The sequence below is a fragment of the Pseudoxanthomonas sp. UTMC 1351 genome (assembly GCF_040948865.1).
GTDB lineage: Bacteria > Pseudomonadota > Gammaproteobacteria > Xanthomonadales > Xanthomonadaceae > Pseudoxanthomonas_A.
The window spans coordinates 1-18867 of record NZ_JAVGJT010000036.1 but is presented as its reverse complement, the minus strand read 5'-3'; the positions used below and the strand labels follow the sequence as shown (position 1 = coordinate 18867).

Annotated in this window: 15 protein-coding genes; 10 read left to right on the top strand and 5 right to left on the bottom strand. The window is 63.2% G+C overall.

The annotated features are described in order from the left end of the window. Genes AB6O04_RS18890 through AB6O04_RS18875 form a run of 4 tightly spaced genes read left to right on the top strand, consistent with a single transcriptional unit; the run spans window position 1 to window position 3782 of the window. Complete coding sequence (locus AB6O04_RS18890) at window positions 1-750, top strand: metallophosphoesterase (protein WP_368565888.1); 750 nt, start codon at window positions 1-3, stop codon at window positions 748-750. Continuing rightward, window positions 750-1805 (top strand): quinone-dependent dihydroorotate dehydrogenase, encoded by a 1056-nt coding sequence (locus AB6O04_RS18885; RefSeq protein WP_368565887.1) that lies wholly within the window; start codon window positions 750-752, stop codon window positions 1803-1805. The genes AB6O04_RS18890 and AB6O04_RS18885 overlap by 1 nt, the downstream gene beginning before the upstream one ends. After that, a complete protein-coding gene (murB, locus tag AB6O04_RS18880; protein ID WP_368565886.1) occupies window positions 1802-2860 on the top strand; it encodes a UDP-N-acetylmuramate dehydrogenase in 1059 nt (352 codons plus the stop codon). The genes AB6O04_RS18885 and murB overlap by 4 nt, the downstream gene beginning before the upstream one ends. A gap of 13 nt (window positions 2861-2873) precedes the next feature. Continuing rightward, a complete protein-coding gene (locus AB6O04_RS18875; protein WP_368565883.1) occupies window positions 2874-3782 on the top strand; it encodes a DMT family transporter in 909 nt (302 codons plus the stop codon). A 209-nt stretch (window positions 3783-3991) separates the two neighbouring features. Here the strand turns inward: AB6O04_RS18875 and AB6O04_RS18870 are convergent, their stop codons facing one another. Together AB6O04_RS18870 and AB6O04_RS18865 are read right to left on the bottom strand one after the other, a co-directional pair. After that, window positions 3992-4258, bottom strand: coding sequence for a DUF2845 domain-containing protein (locus AB6O04_RS18870; RefSeq protein ID WP_368565881.1), 267 nt, complete (start codon window positions 4256-4258; stop codon window positions 3992-3994). A gap of 342 nt (window positions 4259-4600) precedes the next feature. Next, on the bottom strand, window positions 4601-7333 hold the full coding sequence (locus tag AB6O04_RS18865; RefSeq protein WP_368565880.1) for a tetratricopeptide repeat protein: 2733 nt from the start codon (window positions 7331-7333) through the stop codon (window positions 4601-4603). A gap of 368 nt (window positions 7334-7701) precedes the next feature. Here AB6O04_RS18865 and AB6O04_RS18860 point away from each other — a divergent pair, with 368 nt between their 5' ends. After that, on the top strand, window positions 7702-8598 hold the full coding sequence (locus tag AB6O04_RS18860; protein ID WP_337341320.1) for a GGDEF domain-containing protein: 897 nt from the start codon (window positions 7702-7704) through the stop codon (window positions 8596-8598). Between the two features lie 198 nt (window positions 8599-8796). On the opposite strand, the gene AB6O04_RS18855 is transcribed toward AB6O04_RS18860, so the two are convergent. Then, window positions 8797-9780: a DedA family protein/thiosulfate sulfurtransferase GlpE gene (locus tag AB6O04_RS18855; protein ID WP_368565878.1), complete on the bottom strand. Its 984-nt coding sequence runs from the start codon at window positions 9778-9780 to the stop codon at window positions 8797-8799. 183 nt (window positions 9781-9963) lie between these two features. Between AB6O04_RS18855 and AB6O04_RS18850 the strand changes: the two genes are divergently transcribed. Then, entirely contained in the window at window positions 9964-10653 is a 690-nt protein-coding gene (locus tag AB6O04_RS18850) for an aspartate/glutamate racemase family protein (protein WP_368565877.1), read from the top strand. 8 nt (window positions 10654-10661) lie between these two features. Here the strand turns inward: AB6O04_RS18850 and AB6O04_RS18845 are convergent, their stop codons facing one another. Beyond that, window positions 10662-11357, bottom strand: coding sequence for a phosphatase PAP2 family protein (locus tag AB6O04_RS18845; RefSeq protein ID WP_368565918.1), 696 nt, complete (start codon window positions 11355-11357; stop codon window positions 10662-10664). Between the two features lie 69 nt (window positions 11358-11426). Next, window positions 11427-12692, bottom strand: a complete 1266-nt coding sequence (gene ispG / locus AB6O04_RS18840; RefSeq protein WP_368565875.1) for a flavodoxin-dependent (E)-4-hydroxy-3-methylbut-2-enyl-diphosphate synthase — start codon at window positions 12690-12692, stop codon at window positions 11427-11429. Window positions 12693-12965: 273 nt separating this feature from the next. Here ispG and AB6O04_RS18835 point away from each other — a divergent pair, with 273 nt between their 5' ends. The 4 genes from AB6O04_RS18835 to AB6O04_RS18820 all read left to right on the top strand — a co-directional run bounded on the left by AB6O04_RS18835 (window position 12966) and on the right by AB6O04_RS18820 (window position 18718). Beyond that, complete coding sequence (locus tag AB6O04_RS18835) at window positions 12966-14198, top strand: ATP-binding protein (protein ID WP_368565874.1); 1233 nt, start codon at window positions 12966-12968, stop codon at window positions 14196-14198. Beyond that, window positions 14195-14737: a response regulator transcription factor gene (locus AB6O04_RS18830; protein ID WP_368565873.1), complete on the top strand. Its 543-nt coding sequence runs from the start codon at window positions 14195-14197 to the stop codon at window positions 14735-14737. The genes AB6O04_RS18835 and AB6O04_RS18830 overlap by 4 nt, the downstream gene beginning before the upstream one ends. A gap of 186 nt (window positions 14738-14923) precedes the next feature. Next, window positions 14924-16252 (top strand): exodeoxyribonuclease VII large subunit, encoded by a 1329-nt coding sequence (gene xseA, locus AB6O04_RS18825; RefSeq protein WP_368565871.1) that lies wholly within the window; start codon window positions 14924-14926, stop codon window positions 16250-16252. A 693-nt stretch (window positions 16253-16945) separates the two neighbouring features. Beyond that, entirely contained in the window at window positions 16946-18718 is a 1773-nt protein-coding gene (locus AB6O04_RS18820) for a von Willebrand factor type A domain-containing protein (RefSeq protein ID WP_368565870.1), read from the top strand. The last annotated feature ends 149 nt before the right edge of the window (window positions 18719-18867 follow it).

Genomic DNA, 18867 nt, shown 5'->3' with positions numbered 1-18867 from the left:
ATGCGCATCGCCGTCATCTCCGACATCCATGGCAACCTCGGTGCGTTGTCGGCGGTTCTCGCCGACATCGGCACACGGGATTGCGATAGCGTGGTGAACCTGGGCGACATCCTGTCCGGGCCGCTGCAGCCGTCGGAAACCGCCGATCTGTTGATGCCCCTGGCACTGCCCACCATTCGCGGCAACCACGAGCGGCAACTGCTGGAAATGCCGCTGGCAACGATGAGCGCGTCCGACGCTTATGCGCATGCACACCTGCGGCAGGATCAGCGCCAGTGGCTGGCACAACTTCCGGCCAGCCTGGTGTTGAATGACGGCGTCTTGCTTTGTCATGGCACACCGGCGAACGATCTGGAGTATTTCCTGGAGCACGTTGACGCCGACGGCGTCCGACCGGCGACACATGATGAGGCGCGGGAGAAAGCCAGTGATGCGGCCTATCCCGTCATCCTGTGCGGACATACGCACGTGCCACGTGCGATGCATCTGGCGGATGGTCGGCTGATCGTCAACCCGGGCAGCGTCGGCTTGCCGGCGTATCACGCCGAGCACCCTTTGCCGCACAACATCGAAAACAACAGTCCGAAGGCACGCTACGCCGTGCTGGACGATGCCGGCGGACGTTGGAATGCCGAACTGATCGCGGTCGACTACGACCATGAAGCCGCCGCCCGGCTGGCGATGAAACACGGCAGCCCGGAATGGGCGTACGCATTGCGAACGGGCCGCGTCGCGCCCCAGGAGAACTGATGTATTCGTTGGCTCGCCCCTTCCTGTTCGGTCTGGACGCGGAACGCGCCCACGGACTGGGTCTCAATGCGCTGGAACTGGCTTACCGCACCGGCACCACCGGATTGCTGGCCCGTTCCATCGCGCCGATGCCTACCAAGTTGTTGGGCCTGACCTTCCCGAATCCGGTCGGCCTGGCCGCCGGGCTGGACAAAAATGGCGCGCACATCGATGCCTTGTTCGCGCTTGGCTTTGGCTTTGTCGAGGTGGGCACGGTCACGCCGCGACCGCAGTCGGGCAATCCCAAGCCACGCATGTTTCGCCTACCCCAGCGCCGCGCCATCATCAATCGTCTCGGCTTCAATAACGAAGGCGTCGAGGTGCTGGTGCGCAATGTGGAGCGCGCGCGACGCAAGGGCGGATTGCTGGGCATCAACATCGGCAAGAACAAGGACACCTCCAACGAGCGAGCCGCTTCTGATTATCTGTACTGCCTGGAACGCATCTATCCGCTGGCCGACTACATCACCATTAATATTTCCTCGCCCAACACCGCCGGGTTGCGCGAGCTGCAGGAAGAGCAAGCCCTGCGCCACCTGATCGGCACGCTGCGCGATGCGCAGGAAGAACTCGGGTCGCAGCACGGCAAGCGCGTGCCGATGCTGGTGAAGGTAGCGCCCGATTTATCCGACGACGACATCGATGCCGTGGCACGCGTATTGGCTGACCTGTCGGTGGATGGCGTGATTGCCACCAACACAACAGTGTCCCGCATCAATGTGCAGCATCATCCGCTGGCTCACGAAACCGGAGGCCTGTCCGGTGCACCGTTGCTGGGCCAGTCGACCACGGTGCTGCGCCGTCTGCGTGCCCGCCTGCCAGACAACATCCCGCTGATCGGCGTCGGCGGCATTCTTTCGGGTGCCGATGCAGTGGCGAAGATGTCCGCAGGCGCCTCGCTGGTGCAGTGCTACACCGGTTTGATCTATCGCGGACCGGAACTGGTGGGCGAGTGCGTGGAGGCGATCCGCCGCCGCCGTGAAGCGCCCAGTCGCGGCGCGGTTGCGCCGGAATGAGCAACGCTTCCCAACTGAGCGATGCGTATCTTCTGAGAGAAGATGCCCCACTGGACGACCGCAACACATTCGGTATTGCCGCGCGGGCGCCTTGCCTGGTCGAGATCGCCGACACCGCGGCGTTGCCGGAAGTACTCGCCCTTCCCCAGCTGCAGGACGCGCCTGTCCTGATTCTCGGCGCTGGTAGCAATCTGCTGTTTGCTGGAAATCCGGAAGGCGCCGTGGTGTCGTTCGACTGCCGCCGCGTGATCGTGCTGCACGAGCACGATGATCACGCGGTAGTGCGCGCGGACGCCGGCGCCCAGTGGCATGCGCTGGTGCTGTGGACGCTGCAGCAAGGACTGTCCGGGCTGGAGAATCTGGCATTGATTCCTGGCACGGCCGGTGCGGCACCCATCCAGAATATTGGCGCCTATGGCTGCGAAGTAGGCGAATACGTGCATGCCGTGGAAGCGTTCGACCGAACCAGCGGTGAGCTGCGTCGGCTGGACCGCGCAGCATGTGCGTTCGCTTACCGCGACAGTTTGTTCAAGCGCGAGCCGGACCGCTATGTGGTGACGGCGCTGGAGTTGTCGCTGCCGCGCGTCCCGGCGTTGCGCTTGGACTACGCGGGTATTCGCGAAGAGCTGTCAGTGATGGACGTGGCCACGCCCGACGCACGCAGCGTAGCCCAGGCGGTAATCCGTATTCGGCAGCGCAAGCTGCCCGACCCCGCCGTGGTCGGTAACGCCGGCAGCTTCTTCAAGAATCCCATCGTCCCGACTGCTCTGGCTGAAGATCTGCTGCAGCAGCATGCGGGCCTGCCGATGTTCCGCGGCGATGCCGTCGATAACCGCAAGCTTTCCGCTGCCTGGATGATCGAGGCCTGCGGCTGGAAAGGTTTCCGCGAAGGCGACGCCGGCGTGTCGGCGCAACACGCGCTGGTGCTGGTCAATCACGGCAGCGCGACAGGCGTGCAGCTACTCTCGCTGGCGCGTCGCATCGCCGAATCGGTGCGGGCGCGTTTTGGTATCGCGATAGAGCCGGAGCCGAAAGTGATCGGGGCACGTTGGTAGAGATGAGCGTTTGATGCCCACCATTCCCCACCATCTTCGTGCAGCGTCGTTGATGCTCGGCAGCACGATGTTCTTCGGCTTGATGGTGGTGGCAATCCGGCTGGCATCGGAAACGCTCCACACGTTCGAGATCGCGTTCTTCCGCAATTTTTTCGGCCTGATCGCCGCGCTGCCGCTGCTGATCCGGCACGGGCCGGGACTGCTGAAGACCACACAGTTTCCGCGCTATGTGTTCCGCTGCGTGATCGGCATTTGTTCGATGCTGGCTGGCTTCTGGGCTATCGGCCATTTGCCGCTGGCGCAAGCGGTGTCGCTGTCCTACTCCACTCCGCTGTTCGTTACGTTGGCCGCGGCTGCGCTATTGAACGAGCAGGTTCGTGCGCGGCGGTGGACGGCGGTGGGGCTGGGTTTCCTGGGGGTGTTGATCATCGTGCGCCCAGGCAGTACGGAATTCAGCATCGGGGCTGTGGTGGCGGTGCTGGCGGCCGTGCTCAGCAGCATCGTCGCCATCCAGATCAAACAGCTGTCGCAAACCGAACCGGCGGATCGCATCGTCATCTACACCACACTTTTGTGGGTACCGATGTCGCTGCTGCCCGCGCTGGCGGTGTGGCAATGGCCGCAAGGCATCACCTGGCTGTGGGTAATCGCCGCGGGCATCATGGGCACCGGCGGCCACATGCTGTGGACGCGCGCGTTGAAGTTGGGCGAAGTCTCGGCGCTGACCCCGATCAGCTTCATGCAGTTGCCTATCGTGGCGGTATTCGGCTGGTGGTTGTTCGACGAAAGCCTGGATCGCTGGACCTTGCTGGGTGCGGCGATCATCTTCGGCGCCAATGCCTACATCGCCCATCGCGAAGCGGTACTCGCGAAGCGAGCCGCGAGCGAGTCGCCGACTTCCGCCGCGAAGCCAGGCGAATAAGCGTTGTTGGCCGGGATTACACCCACGACGCAAGGGAACGCGGGTGTGTCATGAGCGTCGGCCGCATGGGGCCGACCTATGGATGCGTTGCCTTGCGTAGAGCGGAGCTCGCTCCGCTGCTTTTTGACGCATCGCCAAGAGCAGCGGAGCAAGCTCCGCTCTACATCGTCGACGCCGGGCCGAAATCTTTCGTTAGTGGCACTCAACGTCTAACGGGTTTCGCTGATCGTAGTGACCTTGCCGTTGACGATCGTGAAAGTGATCGTCTTACCATCGCGGTAGTACTGCCAGCGCTGTCCACGCGTGGCGCCATACTCGTTTTCGATCTGCTCAACGGCATCCGGTTCGCCGGCGACCTGCTTGACCTTGGCGGCACTGTCGCCGTCGGTCAACAACCTGTCTCCGAATCGAATGGAGTCCGCCAGTGCAGGTTTGGCGAGAAGAACCAGCATAGCGGCCAAGATAATCGTTCGCATCGCGCCCTCACTCCTTATGGTTGGCTTCGTGGAGTATATCGGGCAAACGAGTTGCCGAGTTCGGCGGCCACGCCGGGCGAATGAGCATCGTAGGTCGGGGTTACACCCCGACGGACGGGAACCGGGGCGTGTCATGGCGTCGCCGCATGGGCCGACCTACCGAAGCGTTGCCTTACGTAGAGCGGAGCTTGCTCCGCTGCTTTTTGGCACACCGCCCAGGGCAGCGGAGCAAGCTCCGCTCTACATCGGCATCCAATCGTCGGCGACCCTCATAGGTCGGGGCTATACCCCGTCGCACGGGAACAACGGGCGTGCCATGGATCTCGGCCGCGAGGGGCCGACCTAGCGCATCGCCACCTTTCCGGGGCGCCGATCGGCACGGATCGCATCAGCCATCGCGCGCTGCGGCTCGCTGAGTTGGGCCGGGTCCGCCGCGATCAGCGGCGCCATATAGCGGTCGCGCAGTTCGGCTGCCTCGGTTTTTCGCCCTAGTTGTTCATAGGCTTCCACCAGATTCCAGGCCCCCGCCACGGTTTCGGTATGGTCCTCGCCCAGCAGGCGGCGCCGCACTTCGAACAACTCCTGAAGCGACGCTATGGCAGTGGCGCTGTCTCCCACCTGCAGGGACGCGTCGCCGCGGATCAGCATGGCGGCCTGCGTTTGCGGGTGTTTGACGTCCAATACCTGTTTGGCCAGCGGCAGGGCCTCTTCCAATAATTCCAGTGCCGCTCCCGCCTGCCCGTCGCGGAACAAGGTACCGGCGTGATTGACCAGAATGGAAACAGTATCCGGGTGCGAGCGACCGAACAGCCGCGTGCGCATTTCGATCACCTGCTCCTCCAGCGGCAATGCCGACGCATAGTCGTCCAGGCGCGCGAAGGCCGTTGCCAAATTCAGACGCGCGCGAATGGTTTGCGGGTGTTCGCCGCCCAGCACACGCACACGCGCTTCCAGCACGGACTTCATCATCGGCAGCGCCTCTTCGGCTTGTCCGGAATCCGTCAGCATGTTGGCCAGCGTGCCACGTGCGTGCAGGGTTATCGGATGTTCGGCACCCAGCCGGCGCATCTGTATGGCGACCAGCTGACGCTGCAGTTGCACGGCGCCTTCTTTTTCACCCGTGATCATGCGGACGATGGCCAAGTTGGTGGTGGCGCTCAACGTGTCCTCGTGATCCGGCCCGAGCACCGCCGTGCGCAACGGCACCAGTTTCTCCATGTTCTCGCGCGCCTGCTTCAATTCACCGACGGCGCGCTGTTGATCGGAGAGATCATTCAACGCATCCATGGCAGCCGGATCGCGTTCGCCGACCGTCGCAACCAAACGGTCGTACAGCGCCTGCAACATGTCCTTGGCGCGCTCGCGGTCCCCCTTGGCCGCTATCGCGCGTGCCTGTGCCAGCTCCAACTTGACCCGTGTGCGGTCGTTGACTGGCAACGCATAGGCGCGGGGCAAGGACTGCTCCAGCACTTTGATCGCCTGATCGATCCGCGCCGCAGTCAGCAGCGAACTGGCCTGCTCCTGGCGAGCCATCAGTGTGGCGGCATCGCCTTCGCCCAAGGTGCGGCTACGGTACTCGGCGACTTGCCGGAAGTTTTCCACGGCCTTGTCATTGACACCCAATGCCGCCTGCACGCGCGCCACCGATTCGCGCAGTTGGCTGGCTAGCTCAGGCTCATTGGCGAAGTCGCGGCCGATGGCGGCTTCCGCACTGGCGAGCAGATGGAGATCGATCAACTCGCGTGCCAGATCGGCGGTACTGGCGCGTGCCAGCGTCATATCGAAGGCCTCACTGGCACCTGGGTCGACGCTGGCGATCTGCTTGCGCAGTCCGTCGGCCATACCGATACCCATCGCTTCGATCTCGATGCCTTCCAGCATCGATTGTTGGAAGGCGACTACTTTTTCCAACTCCGCGCTGCGCTTTTCCGCTACCGCCCGTTGCGTACGCGCCTGCATCAAACCGTAGACCGACAGTGTCAGGCCACTCAGCAGCGCGAACAGCACCAGACTTGCGGCGACGAAGGCCACACGGTGCCGACGCACGAACTTGCTCCACACGTAGCGGCGACTGGCGGGTACTGCCGACAGCGACCGACCTTCGAGAAAGCGGCGCAGATCTTCGGCCAACTCCGCGACGGCGGCGTAACGCTCTGCGCGGTCGTGGCGCATCGCCTTCAGCACGACCCAATCCAGCTCACCGCGCAGTGCACGCCGCATCCCGCCCAGGCTGAGTCCGTGCTTTCGCGCGAGCTTCTCTGCGTCGGCATGCGGCAACGTTCCCAGCTTTTCGGAAGGCGCACGCAAGGTAGTGGAGGTGGACAGCAAGGTTTCACCCGCCGCGGTGGGGCGACTTCCGGTCAGTAGTTCGTACAGCACGACGCCCAGCGAATAGATATCACTGCGCGTATCGATCGCCGTGGTGTCTCCGTCCGCTTGCTCCGGACTCATGTACTCGGGTGTTCCGGCGCGCTCCTGGCTGGCAGCTCCGATGGCGCGCGAAGCAACCGTGGCGATGCCGAAGTCGATGATCTTCGGCGACGGGCGCCCGTCGATTTCATCCACCAGGATGTTGCCTGGCTTCAGATCGCGGTGGACCACACCTTTGTGGTGGGCATGTTGCACGCCTTCACAGATACGGATGAACAGCTCGATACGCTGACGGAGCGTCAATGCGCGGTCTTCGCAGAAACGTGTGACCGGGCTGCCCTCGATGTACTCCATCGCAAAATAGGGAAAGCCTTCGGCGGTCGCGCCGGCATCGTAGATCTGGGCGATGGACGGATGTCGCATCTGCGCCAGCAGTTGCCGTTCGATCTCGAAATAAGCCAGATGCCGCGCGTCCAGCCGTTGCGCACGCAGCAGCTTCAAGGCGACCGTTCGCCGTACCGGTTCCAACTGCTCGGCGCGGTAGACATCACCCATGCCGCCGCGGCCCAGGATCGATTCGATTCGGTAACGCCCAAGCCGGGCGCCGGGCGCCAAGGCATCGACTTGAACCGTACCGGCATCCGACGTGCGGGTGGCGAGGCTTTCGGTTGGGCCCAGATCATCGTGCGGGTGCTGCGTCGTCATCTGCCACTCCCCCTGTGGACTGCCCGTCATGTTACCGGATGCGCCTGCGGTTGCAGGGTATTCCAGCTACACTCCGCATCTAGGGCCTGTTAACACTATTGGGATAGGCCACGCCGCAATCCAGTGCGTGCGGGGCAAGGAAGAATGAGGAAATGTATGCCGATACATGCCCGAGTGATGACGCTGGCCCGTGCGCACTGGGTTGCGGCCCTTCGGGTTGCTTCCCCGCTTTGCCAGGAACTTGCGCGTGGCTTGAACAGGCGGCCAGCCTGCCGCTACGCCACGCACAAGCCCCTGGCAAAGCGGGGAAGCAACGTGACCTATCCCAATAGCATTAACAGGCCCTAGGGGCCCACGATCACCGGCGCATGTCTCCAGCCAATAAAGATCCTCACACCACTCAACGTACGGTACTCAGCGGCGGTCCTAATGAGGATTCGTCTCGTTCGGCTTGCGTGGTGGTGATCCATGGCGAGGGATTGGGCCGCCGTGTCGATGTCGAGGACAAGCCCGTGGTGGTGGGCCGATCGCAGGAAGCGGACCTGCACATTCCGCACAAGAGCGTTTCCCGCCAGCACTGCCAGATATGGCGCGACGGCGACCAATATTGGGTGCGCGACCTGGGCGCCACCAATACCACCAAGCTCAACGAAAAACCCGTCCACGAAGCGGCGTTGAACGACGGCGACCATCTGACGCTGGGTGAAAGCATCCTCAAGTTCATCAGCCACTCCAGCGTGGAAGCCCGCTATCACGAAGAGATCTACCAACTCGCCACGCACGACGCGCTGACGGATCTATACAACCGTCGCCATTTCATCGAAGTGGCGGAGAAGGAAATCGCCCGCGCAATGCGTCACCAGCGTCCGCTGACGATGTGCATCATCGATGTGGATCTGTTCAAGCCGGTCAATGACCGCTACGGCCACATTTCCGGCGACAACGTGCTGCGCCAGATCGCCGGCCTGCTGCACCGGCACGTGCGCAACGACGATGCCGCCGCGCGTATCGGCGGCGAGGAATTCGCGGTGTTGCTGCCGGAGTGCGATGCGGACGCCGCGTTCCACTTCGCCGAACGTCTGCGCGAAGCCGTAGCGGAGACTGTCTTCAAGCCAGGCGGCGAGGCACAACAAATCACCGTCAGCATCGGCATCGCGCCGATGACGCCAGAGCGCGACACCTGCAGCCGCATGATGGCCGCCGCCGATGCGGCGCTCTACCGGGCCAAGAGCGAAGGGCGCAACCGGGTATGCGTCGAACGCTGAAGCCGTTTCAGCTCCTGCCTGCCAGGCCGAACAAGGCCGTCACGGCAGGATAGCAGTAACCGTGAAGGCGCCTCTCGTAGAGCGGAGCTTGCTCCGCTGCTCTTGGATTTCGGTGCGAAGAGCAGCCGAGCAAGCTCGGCTCTACCGAGGCGCCGATCAGTACCCACCTTGCTTCGCGAGGGATCGCAAACTGGCTTTTTAGGCTGGTCCGGCGAGCGGGCCTTCCATCGAGCCGCTCACATCCTGCCGTATCGCATGCACTTCGAAGCCGCGCTCACGCCAGGCGTCGATACCACCCCGCAACGGCATGACGTCGACGAACTGGTGTTTGCGCAGCTGAGCGGCCATCCATGCGGCGGAGACTTCGTCCGGACAAGCGCAATAGATGACGATCTTCCGTTCGCGCGGGTACGCCGACACGATCTCATCCAGCTTGCGCTCGTCGGCGAATACCGCGCCAGGAATGACGAACGGATCCATATCTCGAAAACCAGGGGCACGAATGTCGAACACAATCGGGGTGGATTCCGATCGCATCAGCGCATGCAAGTCATCCGGCTCGATGCGGGCGGATTCCAATGCCTTGAGCAACACGCGCCGCCGGCGCCACCGCACCGCGATATACGCGGCCAGTACCAGGCCGATCAGGACACCGGCGCCGGTACCCAGTTGGCTCAGTGTCTCCAGCACGCTTTCCACCTGATTGGCGAACACCGCCCCCAGCGCCAATCCCACGCTGGCCCAGAGCGCGGCGCCCAGGCCGTCATAGCGCAGGAACGCAGATGTCCGTGCCTGCATGGCGCCCGCCAGCGGCACCGACACCATCGACAAGCCGGGCACGAACTTGGCCACCGACAGCACGCGCACGCCGTAGCGGCCGTAAAAGCGCTCGGTCTGCTTCATGCAACTGTCGCGCGACAACGACAGCCGGCACAGTGACTGCATGGTGCGGTTGCCATAGCGCCGGCCGGCCAGGTACCAGACGCTGTCGCCTATCAGGCTGGCCAGCACCGACACCGCCAGTACGCCCAGCAACGGCAGCCACATGGGTTCGGCAGCCAACGCCACGCTCGCGCCCACCAGGATCAAGGTCGGCATCGCCGGCACCGGCAGTCCCAGCGAAAGCGCCAGGACATTGGCGAACACCAGCAGTACGCCATAACGTTCGACCAGCTCTTGCATGTCTGTACCTGTTCGCCGGGTGTCCGGCATGGGCGCCCACATGGCTATGGTGTGACCGCGCCAGCTCCACGGCAAGCGCGAGCACTGCAACGATGCGTTTACGTATCCGGCCTATGGTGTGCACTGGACACGGGACGGAGCGCCGTCCAATCTGCTCGGAGTACTCGGAAATCAAGAACCCCCATGAAAACCATCGGCATGATCGGCGGCATGAGCTGGGAATCCACCCTGCCCTATTACCGGCTGGTCAATGAAACCGTCCGGGAACGTCTGGGCGGGCTGCATTCGGCCAGGCTGGTGCTGTACAGCGTGGATTTCCAGGAAATAGAACGGCTGCAGCACAGCGGCGATTGGGAGCGCGCCGGCGAGGCGATGGCGCACGCAGCACGGGCGCTGCACGCGGCCGGCGCCGACTTCCTCATCCTGTGCACCAACACCATGCACAAAGTCGCCGCCGCCGTCGAAACCGCTGTACCGATCCCCTTCCTGCACATTGCCGACGCCACGGCCGACGCGATCACCCAGGCCGGCATGCGCCGCGTGGGCCTGCTAGGCACCCGCTTCACCATGGAGCAGGATTTCTACCGCGAGCGGTTGCAGCGCCACGGCATCGAAGTGGAGGTGCCCGCACCGGACGAACGCGACGAGATCCATCGGGTGATTTACGAAGAACTCTGCCAGGGCCGGGTACTCGACAGTTCCCGAGACAGCTACCGCCGCATCATCGCGGGGCTGCAGGCGCGCGGTGCGGAGGCGGTGATTCTCGGCTGCACCGAGATCATGTTATTGATCGGTCCGGAAGACGCCGATGTTCCGTTGTTCGATACAACGGCGCTGCACGCGCGGGCGGCGGCGTTGGCCAGTCTTGATTGACGATTGCCCTAGACGGCGTTATCAGCAATGCCCGATCGTTTCCAAGGCCGCGCACCCCACCTGAACATCACGAAGTAGACACCGACCACCCAGGCCATACCGGCGAACCATCCGCCCAAAATGTCGGACGGATAATGCACGCCCAGATAGATGCGCGATGCGCCAACCTGCAACACGAACGCCAGCGCCACTACCAGCACCGGCCAGCGCCAGCGCGTGTGCCAGCTCAACAGGATCGCCGTCATCGCCAGCGTCATCGATCCCATGGCATGGCCGCTAGGAAAGCTGAAAGTGGCTTCCGGCGCCAGCGATTCCCACAGTGTTGGGCGATCACGCCGAAAGAACTGCTTGGTCGCCAGGTTGAGCAATGCCGAACCGACGAACGATGCCGCCGCGAACGACGCTTCCCGCCAACGCCGTGCCCAGAGCAGCGCCAGCACCAGCAGGATATCGATCGGAATCACGCCGTACCGGTAACCCGCGGCGGAAACACCGATGAACCATTGGTCCAGGCCGGGTGTGGCCGACGTGTGCGCTCTGAGCAGAAGCAACTCGTCGTAGAAGAACGCTTCCTGTTCATGCACTTCGTCGGCCAGCTCAACGAAGCCCCACAGCGGCAACAGCAAGCCGACGAAAAGCCAGATCAAGCGCCCGGCATGCTGGCGCAAAATGTCGGCGACGATACGCGCGCCTTGCGTGGCGATCTCGGACCTGCTCACGGTTCGTCGCATGTCGAGGGCACCAGGAGATTCAATAGAACCTGGAACAGGTTCTCAGCCAACGCTTCGCGCATATTTGGTTTCGACATAATTGTCGATCAGTGCGACGAATTCCTGGGCGATGTTCTCGCCACGCAGCGTCACCGTCTTTTCGCCATCGACGAATACCGGCGCGGACGGTGCTTCGCCGGTGCCGGGCAATGAGATACCAATGTTGGCGTGACGCGATTCGCCGGGTCCGTTGACCACGCAGCCCATCACCGCCAGGGTCATGTTTTCCGCACCTGGGTGGCTGATCTTCCATTCCGGCATCTTGCCGCGCACGTGGTTTTGCACCACCTTGGCCAGCTCCTGGAAGAACTCCGAAGTAGTGCGCCCGCAACCCGGGCACGCGGTGACCATTGGCGTGAAAGCGCGCTGGCCGGTGGTCTGGAGCAACTCCTGCGCGACGATCACCTCCGCCGTGCGCGATTGACCAGGCTCGGGCGTGAGCGAAATACGGATCGTGTCGCCAATACCTTCCTGCAGCAGCACCGACAACGCGGCCGCCGACGCCACAATACCTTTGCTGCCGATGCCCGCTTCGGTCAGCCCCAGGTGCAGCGCGAAATCCGAACGCTGGGCCATGTCGCGATAGACGGCGATTAGTTCTTGCACGCCGCTTACCTTCGCCGAAAGCACGATGCGATCGCGTGGCAAGCCGATCTCCACTGCGCGTTCGGCCGAATCCAGCGCGGATCGGATCAACGCTTCACGCAATACGTGGCCGGCGTCCCAGGGATCGGACCGCTGCGCGTTTTCGTCCATCAGCTGCGCGGCCAGCGATTGATCCAGCGAACCCCAGTTGGCGCCAATGCGAACCGGCTTGCCGTAGCGGATGGCGAATTCGATCAATTGCGCGAACTGGGTATCCCGCTTCTTGCCGAATCCGACGTTGCCCGGATTGATGCGGTACTTGGCCAGGGCTTCCGCGCAGGCCGGTTCGTTGGTCAGCAACTGGTGGCCGTTGTAGTGGAAGTCGCCGATCAGCGGTACATCAATCCCCATCATCCGCAGCTTGTCGGCAATGCGCGGAATAGCGGCGGCGGATTCGGGATTGTTGACCGTCAGGCGGACCATTTCCGAACCAGCGCGCCAGAGTTCGGCCACCTGCTTCACGCTGCCGGCGATGTCGGCGGTGTCGGTGTTGGTCATGGATTGCACCACCACCGGATGTCCCCCGCCCAGCAGCACACCGCCAATCTTGACGGTCTGGGTGATGCGGCGGGGCCAGGCGGTGGCGTTGGCGGGAGGCGTGGGGCGAGTGACGGCGTCGTGCATGGCGCTATTTTAGACCGGGATGGGGATCAGGGATCAGGGATCAGGGATCAGGGGCAAGGGATCAGGGATCGGAGGTCAGAGGCCAGGGATGGGGTCGGCGACACACAGTGCGCATGGATTCAACCGAGAAAGTTCATTGACCTAGCCCATCGGCTTGCGACTGCGATAACAACAACAGGCAAGAACTGCTTCCTTGCCCCCTGCCTCTGGCCTCTGGCCTCTGATCCCTGACCTCCGGCCTCCAGCCCCCGTCCCATGCTCTAGCATGTACCCATGTCCCTGATCGATTCATCGCCCTCTTTCCTGCGCACGCTGTGCAATCTGCGCTGGGTCGCCATCGTGGGCCAGGCGGCGGCGGTCCTGGTAGCGCTGGGCCCCATGCGGCTCGCTTTGCCGCAATGGCCGCTATGGTCGGGTATTGGCCTTTTGGCGGCGTTCAACCTGTACGCCACCTGGCGCAGTCGACGGCGTCCGGAAGAATCGCCCCGCGAAGCGTTCTGCCACATCCTGGTGGACGTGGCGGTATTGGCCTGGCTGGTGGGCTGGAGCGGCGGTGCCGGCAATCCGTTCAGTTCGATGTTCCTGCTGCTGATCGTGGTGGCTGCCTTGGCACTGCCGCTGCGCTGGGTATTGGGTACCGCCGCGGCTTGTCTACTGGCGTATGCGTTGATGGCGGTGTTCGGGCGGCCATTGCCGCACCTGCGTGACAGCGGCATCGACCTGCATACCGTGGGTATGGCGGTGAACTTCGTACTTTCGGCAGGCGTTGTCCTGTTTTTCTCCACCCGGATGGTCACCGCGCTGCGCCAGCGCGAACGCGAACTGGCGGCGCTGCGCGAACGGTTCGCCCGCAACGAAGGCATCGTAGCCTTGGCCACCCACGCGGCGGCAGTCGCCCACGAACTGAATACGCCGTTGGCCACCATGACGCTGCTAGCGGAAGACATCCGCGAACAGTCGCCTTCCGTCGAAGTGCGCGAGGACGCCGCGACATTGCGGCAGCTGATCGATCTCTGTCGCGACCGGGTACGCGCCTTGGCCGATTCCGCCGACTTGGACACGGACACCGCGGTCGACCTGGACCAGGTAATCCAACGCTGGAAGCTGGTCCGCCCCGCCATCGAACTACACCGCGAAGGCGAGCTGCCGCCTGGTCTTCTGGTCGACCCATCGGTGGGCCATCTGCTGCAAGCCCTGCTCAACAATGCCGCCGACGCCAGCCAGCAGGCGGGTTCTTCGCGCGTGGATCTGACACTGCGCTGCGAAGGTGAGCAACTGATGGGCGAAATCCGCGACTACGGCAATGGTTTCCATGGTTCGCTGCCGTTCCATTCCGACACGTTGTTCCGCAGCAGCAAGCCCGATGGCATGGGCGTGGGACTGGCGTTGTCGCACGCCACGGTGGAGCGCTTGGGTGGCTCACTGACCATGCAGACGCTCAAGCCGCGCGGAGTACGCGTCCAGTTCCGCCTGCCATTGCCCACGCTTCCCGGGGAGGCACGATGAAAGGCCTGCTGATCGACGATGACGAACTGTATGCGCGCACGCTGCAGCGCAGCCTGGCGCGCCGCGGCATCGAAACGGAGATCGCTTCGAATGCGCACAACGCACTGCTCCTGGCGCGTGCTTCGCTTCCTGATTTCGCTCTAGTGGACTTGAAGCTGGGCGAAGATTCCGGCTTGAGCCTCATCCAACCTTTGCGCGAAATACGTGCGGACATGCGCATCCTGTTGGTCACTGGCTATGCCAGCGTCGCCACCGCGGTGGAATCGATCAAGCGCGGCGCCGACGACTACTTGCCCAAACCCGCTTCGCTATCAACCATCCTCGGTGCGCTGGGCGTGGAACAAAAGCCTGAGTCGGCCGAACCAGAAGAAACGATGACGCCGCTGTATCGCTTGGAATGGGAGCACATTCAACAGGCGCTGGCGGAAACCGATGGCAACATTTCCGCCGCCGCACGCCTATTGGGCATGCACCGCCGTTCATTGCAGCGCAAACTGCTGAAGCGCCCCGGACCGGAACGTCGACAAATAGACGAATAACGTAGGGTGGGCCCGGGCCCACCATTGCCATGTCTCAGCAACGATGGCAATAAACGAAATCATTTCGCGGCGCGATGAGAACGCTTGATGTGTTCTTTGCGTCAACGTCCAGATGGCAATGGCGGGCCGGGGCCCGCCCTACGTTCTTTGCTTTATGAAATCCCTTGGCTGCGCTACGGTATCGCCATGACCGATCCCGCCCGCGATGTCCTCACTCCCAGCCAGCTCAACACACTGGCGCGCGATCTGCTGGAAAGCGCGTTTCCCCTGATCTGGGTAGAAGGCGAATTGGGCAACGTCACCCGCCCCGGCTCCGGCCATTTGTATTTCACGCTGAAGGACGCACGTGCGCAGGTGCGCTGCGCCATGTTCAAGCCCAAGAGCCAATGGCTGAAGTTCGTCCCGCGCGAGGGCCTGCGCGTGATGGCGCGCGGCCGGCTGACGCTGTACGAAGCGCGCGGCGACTACCAGTTGGTCATCGATCATCTGGAGGAATCCGGCGAAGGCGCATTGCGCCGCGCCTTTGAGGAACTGAAGGCGAAGCTGTCGGCCGAAGGGCTGTTCGACACTGAACGCAAGCGTCCGCTGCCTGCACATGTTCACCGATTGGCAGTGATTACTTCGCCCACCGGCGCCGCGGTACGTGATGTCCTGAGTGTGCTGTCGCGGCGTTTTCCGTTGCTTGAAGTCGACGTGCTGCCGGTGCAGGTACAAGGCGAATCCGCACCGGCACAGATCGTCGCCATGTTGAAGCGAGCGGCTGCCTCAGGCCGCTACGACGCCGTGTTGATCACGCGCGGTGGCGGTTCGCTCGAAGATCTGTGGGCCTTCAATCAGGAGCCGCTGGTACGCGCGATTGCTGCCACGCCAATGCCCGTGGTTTCCGCGATTGGCCACGAAACCGACTTCACGCTTGCTGATTTCGTCGCCGACCTGCGTGCGCCCACGCCGTCGGCGGCAGCGGAATTGTTGGTGCCGGATCACCGCGATCTGCAGGCGCGCCTGAATGCGTTGGAACGCCGCCTGCGCATGTTGCATACGCACCGCCTGCGGCAGGCGATGCAGCGCGCGGACCGCGCCGCATTGCGGTTGAATGCGCTACATCCTCAAACCCGACTGTCGATGCTTAAACGACGTCACCAGGAAGCGGTGCGCCGCCTCAACGCACTCTGGCGCGATCAACAGCAACGCCGTAACGCCGCGCTACGGCATGCCGCTGCGGTACTGCGTTCGCATCAACCACAACGCCGATTGGCGGTGCTACGCGAGCGCCTGCGCGTATTGGGTGTCCGTCCACAGGCCTGTGTCGCCCGCACACTGCAGCGCGATGCCTTGAAATTGCGTGGACTGGCGCGCTCGCTGGAGGCGGTCAGTCCATTGGCGACCGTTGCCCGCGGCTATGCCATCGTCACGCGCGAAGACGGCACGTTGGTCCGCTCGATTGCCCAAGTGGACACAGGCGACGCCGTAAGCGCGCGCCTGGGCGATGGCGAGATCAAGCTGCGGGTCCTGTAGGAACAGCCGCTGCTTCTGTAGGAGCGGCTGCCTTGTAGGAGCGGCGTCCCGCCGCGAGCTCTTCCCGTCAGATCGCGATAAAACGACGAGCGATTGAAGCCAATTGCTCACCATCCGGACGCGCTGCGGCGCGCTCTTGATCGTGTTCACTGAGCGGCTACCGGGGCGCGGAGCGGCGTCCCGCCGCGAGCTCTTCCCGTCAGATCGCGATAAAACGAAGAGCGATTGAAGCCAATTGCTCACCATCCGGACGCGCTGCGGCGCTCTCGATCGTGTTCACTGAGCGGCTATCGGGGCGCGGAGCGGCGTCCCGCCGCGAGCTCTTCCCATCAGATCGCGATAAAACGAAGAGCGATTGAAGTCTATTGCTCACCATCCGGACGCGCTGCGGCGCGCTCTCGATCGTGTTCACTGAGCGGCTATCGGGGCGCGGAGCGGCATCCCGCCGCGAGCTCTTCCCATCAGATCGCCATAACAGCAAAGAGCTCGCGCCGAGACGGCGCTCCTACAGAATCAAGAGCGGTTGCCTTTGTAGGAGCGGCGTCCCGCCGCGAGCTCTTCCCGCCAGATCGCGATAGAAGCGAAAAGCTCGCGCCGGGACGGCGCTCCTACCACAAGGAAGCTCTGCCGCAGCCTTAACCCCACTCCTCAAACCGGCGCGTTCGACTTCTTGTCCACCACAGGAGTCCCGCCATGCATCACCATCGCCTTTGCTTCACCCTGCTGGCCGTCGCCATCCTGGCCGGCTGCCAGTCCAGTCCTTCCAGCGAAGAAGCCGCCGCATCCTCCGCTGAGTATCCGCAAGAAGTAGTCGCAACGACCGCTGCCGACCAGCAGGCGGTTCTAAGCGAAGCGCAGGCCGTGGATACGTATTTGCAGCGCGAAGCTTCCAACGCCCAGCACCGCGTTCTCCACGCTCCGCCCCCGCCTCCGGCGCCTGCGCCGGCGGCCATGAAGGCGATGATCAGTGCACAGGGTTATGCAGGCTCACCGCCAATGGCCCCGCCTGCCTGGGTCAACCCCGCCAACACCGAAAAATACGCCGAGCGCGACGACAACCCGGTCCATCGCACCAGCGAGCAACCGGTATCGACCTTTTCTGTCGATGTGGACACCGGCAGTTACAGCAACGTACGCCGCATGTTGCGCGACGGCGTCCGGCCGCCCGCGGATGCGGTGCGGGCTGAAGAATTCATCAACTACTTCAGCTATCAGCACCCCGCACCTGCCGACCGCAGCCGCCCATTCCGAGTCACCACGGAGTTGGCGCCAGCCCCTTGGAACAGCAAACGCCAGTTATTGATGATTGGCATCAAAGGCTACGACGTGCCGAAAGCCACGCTGCCGCCAGCCAACCTGGTCTTTCTGTTGGACACCTCCGGCTCCATGGAATCGCCGGACAAGCTGCCGCTACTGAAACACACCCTGGCGCAGCTGGTGCCGCAGTTGCGCGAACAGGACCGCGTTTCCATCGTGGTCTACGCCGGTTCCGCAGGCTTGGTCCTACCACCTACGCCGGGCGATCGTCACCAGGACATCCTGGGCGCGTTGGAGCGTTTGCAAGCGGGCGGTAGCACCAATGGTGGCGACGGCATCCGACTGGCCTACGCCATGGCGCGGCAGACCTTCATCAAGGACGGCGTCAATCGGGTGATCCTGGCCACCGATGGCGATTTCAATGTCGGCACGGTCAGTCAGGACGCATTGGAAACACTGGTCGCCGATCAGCGCCAGTCCGGTATCGCGCTAACCACACTTGGATTCGGGCAAGGCAACTACAACGACGCGCTGGCCGAGCGGCTGGCCGACGTCGGCGACGGCAACCACGCCTACATCGACACACTGCAGGAAGGCCGCAAGGTGCTGGTGGAGGAGATGCAGGCGACGCTGATGACCATCGCACGCGACGTGAAGATACAGATCGAGTTCAACCCCGCCGTCGTTGCCGAGTACCGCTTGATCGGGTACGAGAATCGCCTGTTGAATCGCGAAGACTTCGCCAACGACAAAGTCGATGCCGGCGACATCGGCGCGGGCCATGAAGTCACCGCGCTCTACGAAATCACGCCGGCCGGTACCGGTGCGGATCGGCTGCCGCCATTGCGGTACGCCGAAGGCAAGCCGGAAGTGCGCACTGCCGGCGATGAACTCGCGCACCTGCGTCTGCGCTACAAGCGGCCCGGCCAGGACAAGAGCGAACTGATAGAAACCTCGGTGCTGCGCTCATCGCTTACGTCCAGTCCCAGCGCATCGTTCCGTTTCGCCAGCGCGGTCGCTGCTTATGCGGACTTGCTGCGTGGTGGCACGCACGTCGAAAGCTGGACTTGGAACGATGTGGCCGCTGCCGCTCGAGCTACCAGCGGAGAAGATCGTTATGGATTGCGACGGGAATTCGTTGAGCTGGTAGAGCAAGGTCGGCGATTGGTGGCTGGTGAGAACAATAACCCGGTCATTGCTGGCGAATAGCCAAGTTTATGCCCGCACAAGGATGTGCGGGTTCTTCAATGTTCAAAACTTGTGGGAGCGACGTGAGTCGCGACCGGAAATCCGCAGAACCCAGTGCTCTCAATGGGGCGCATGATCGAGATGCACTAGTCATTTTGGCTTTCCGGTCG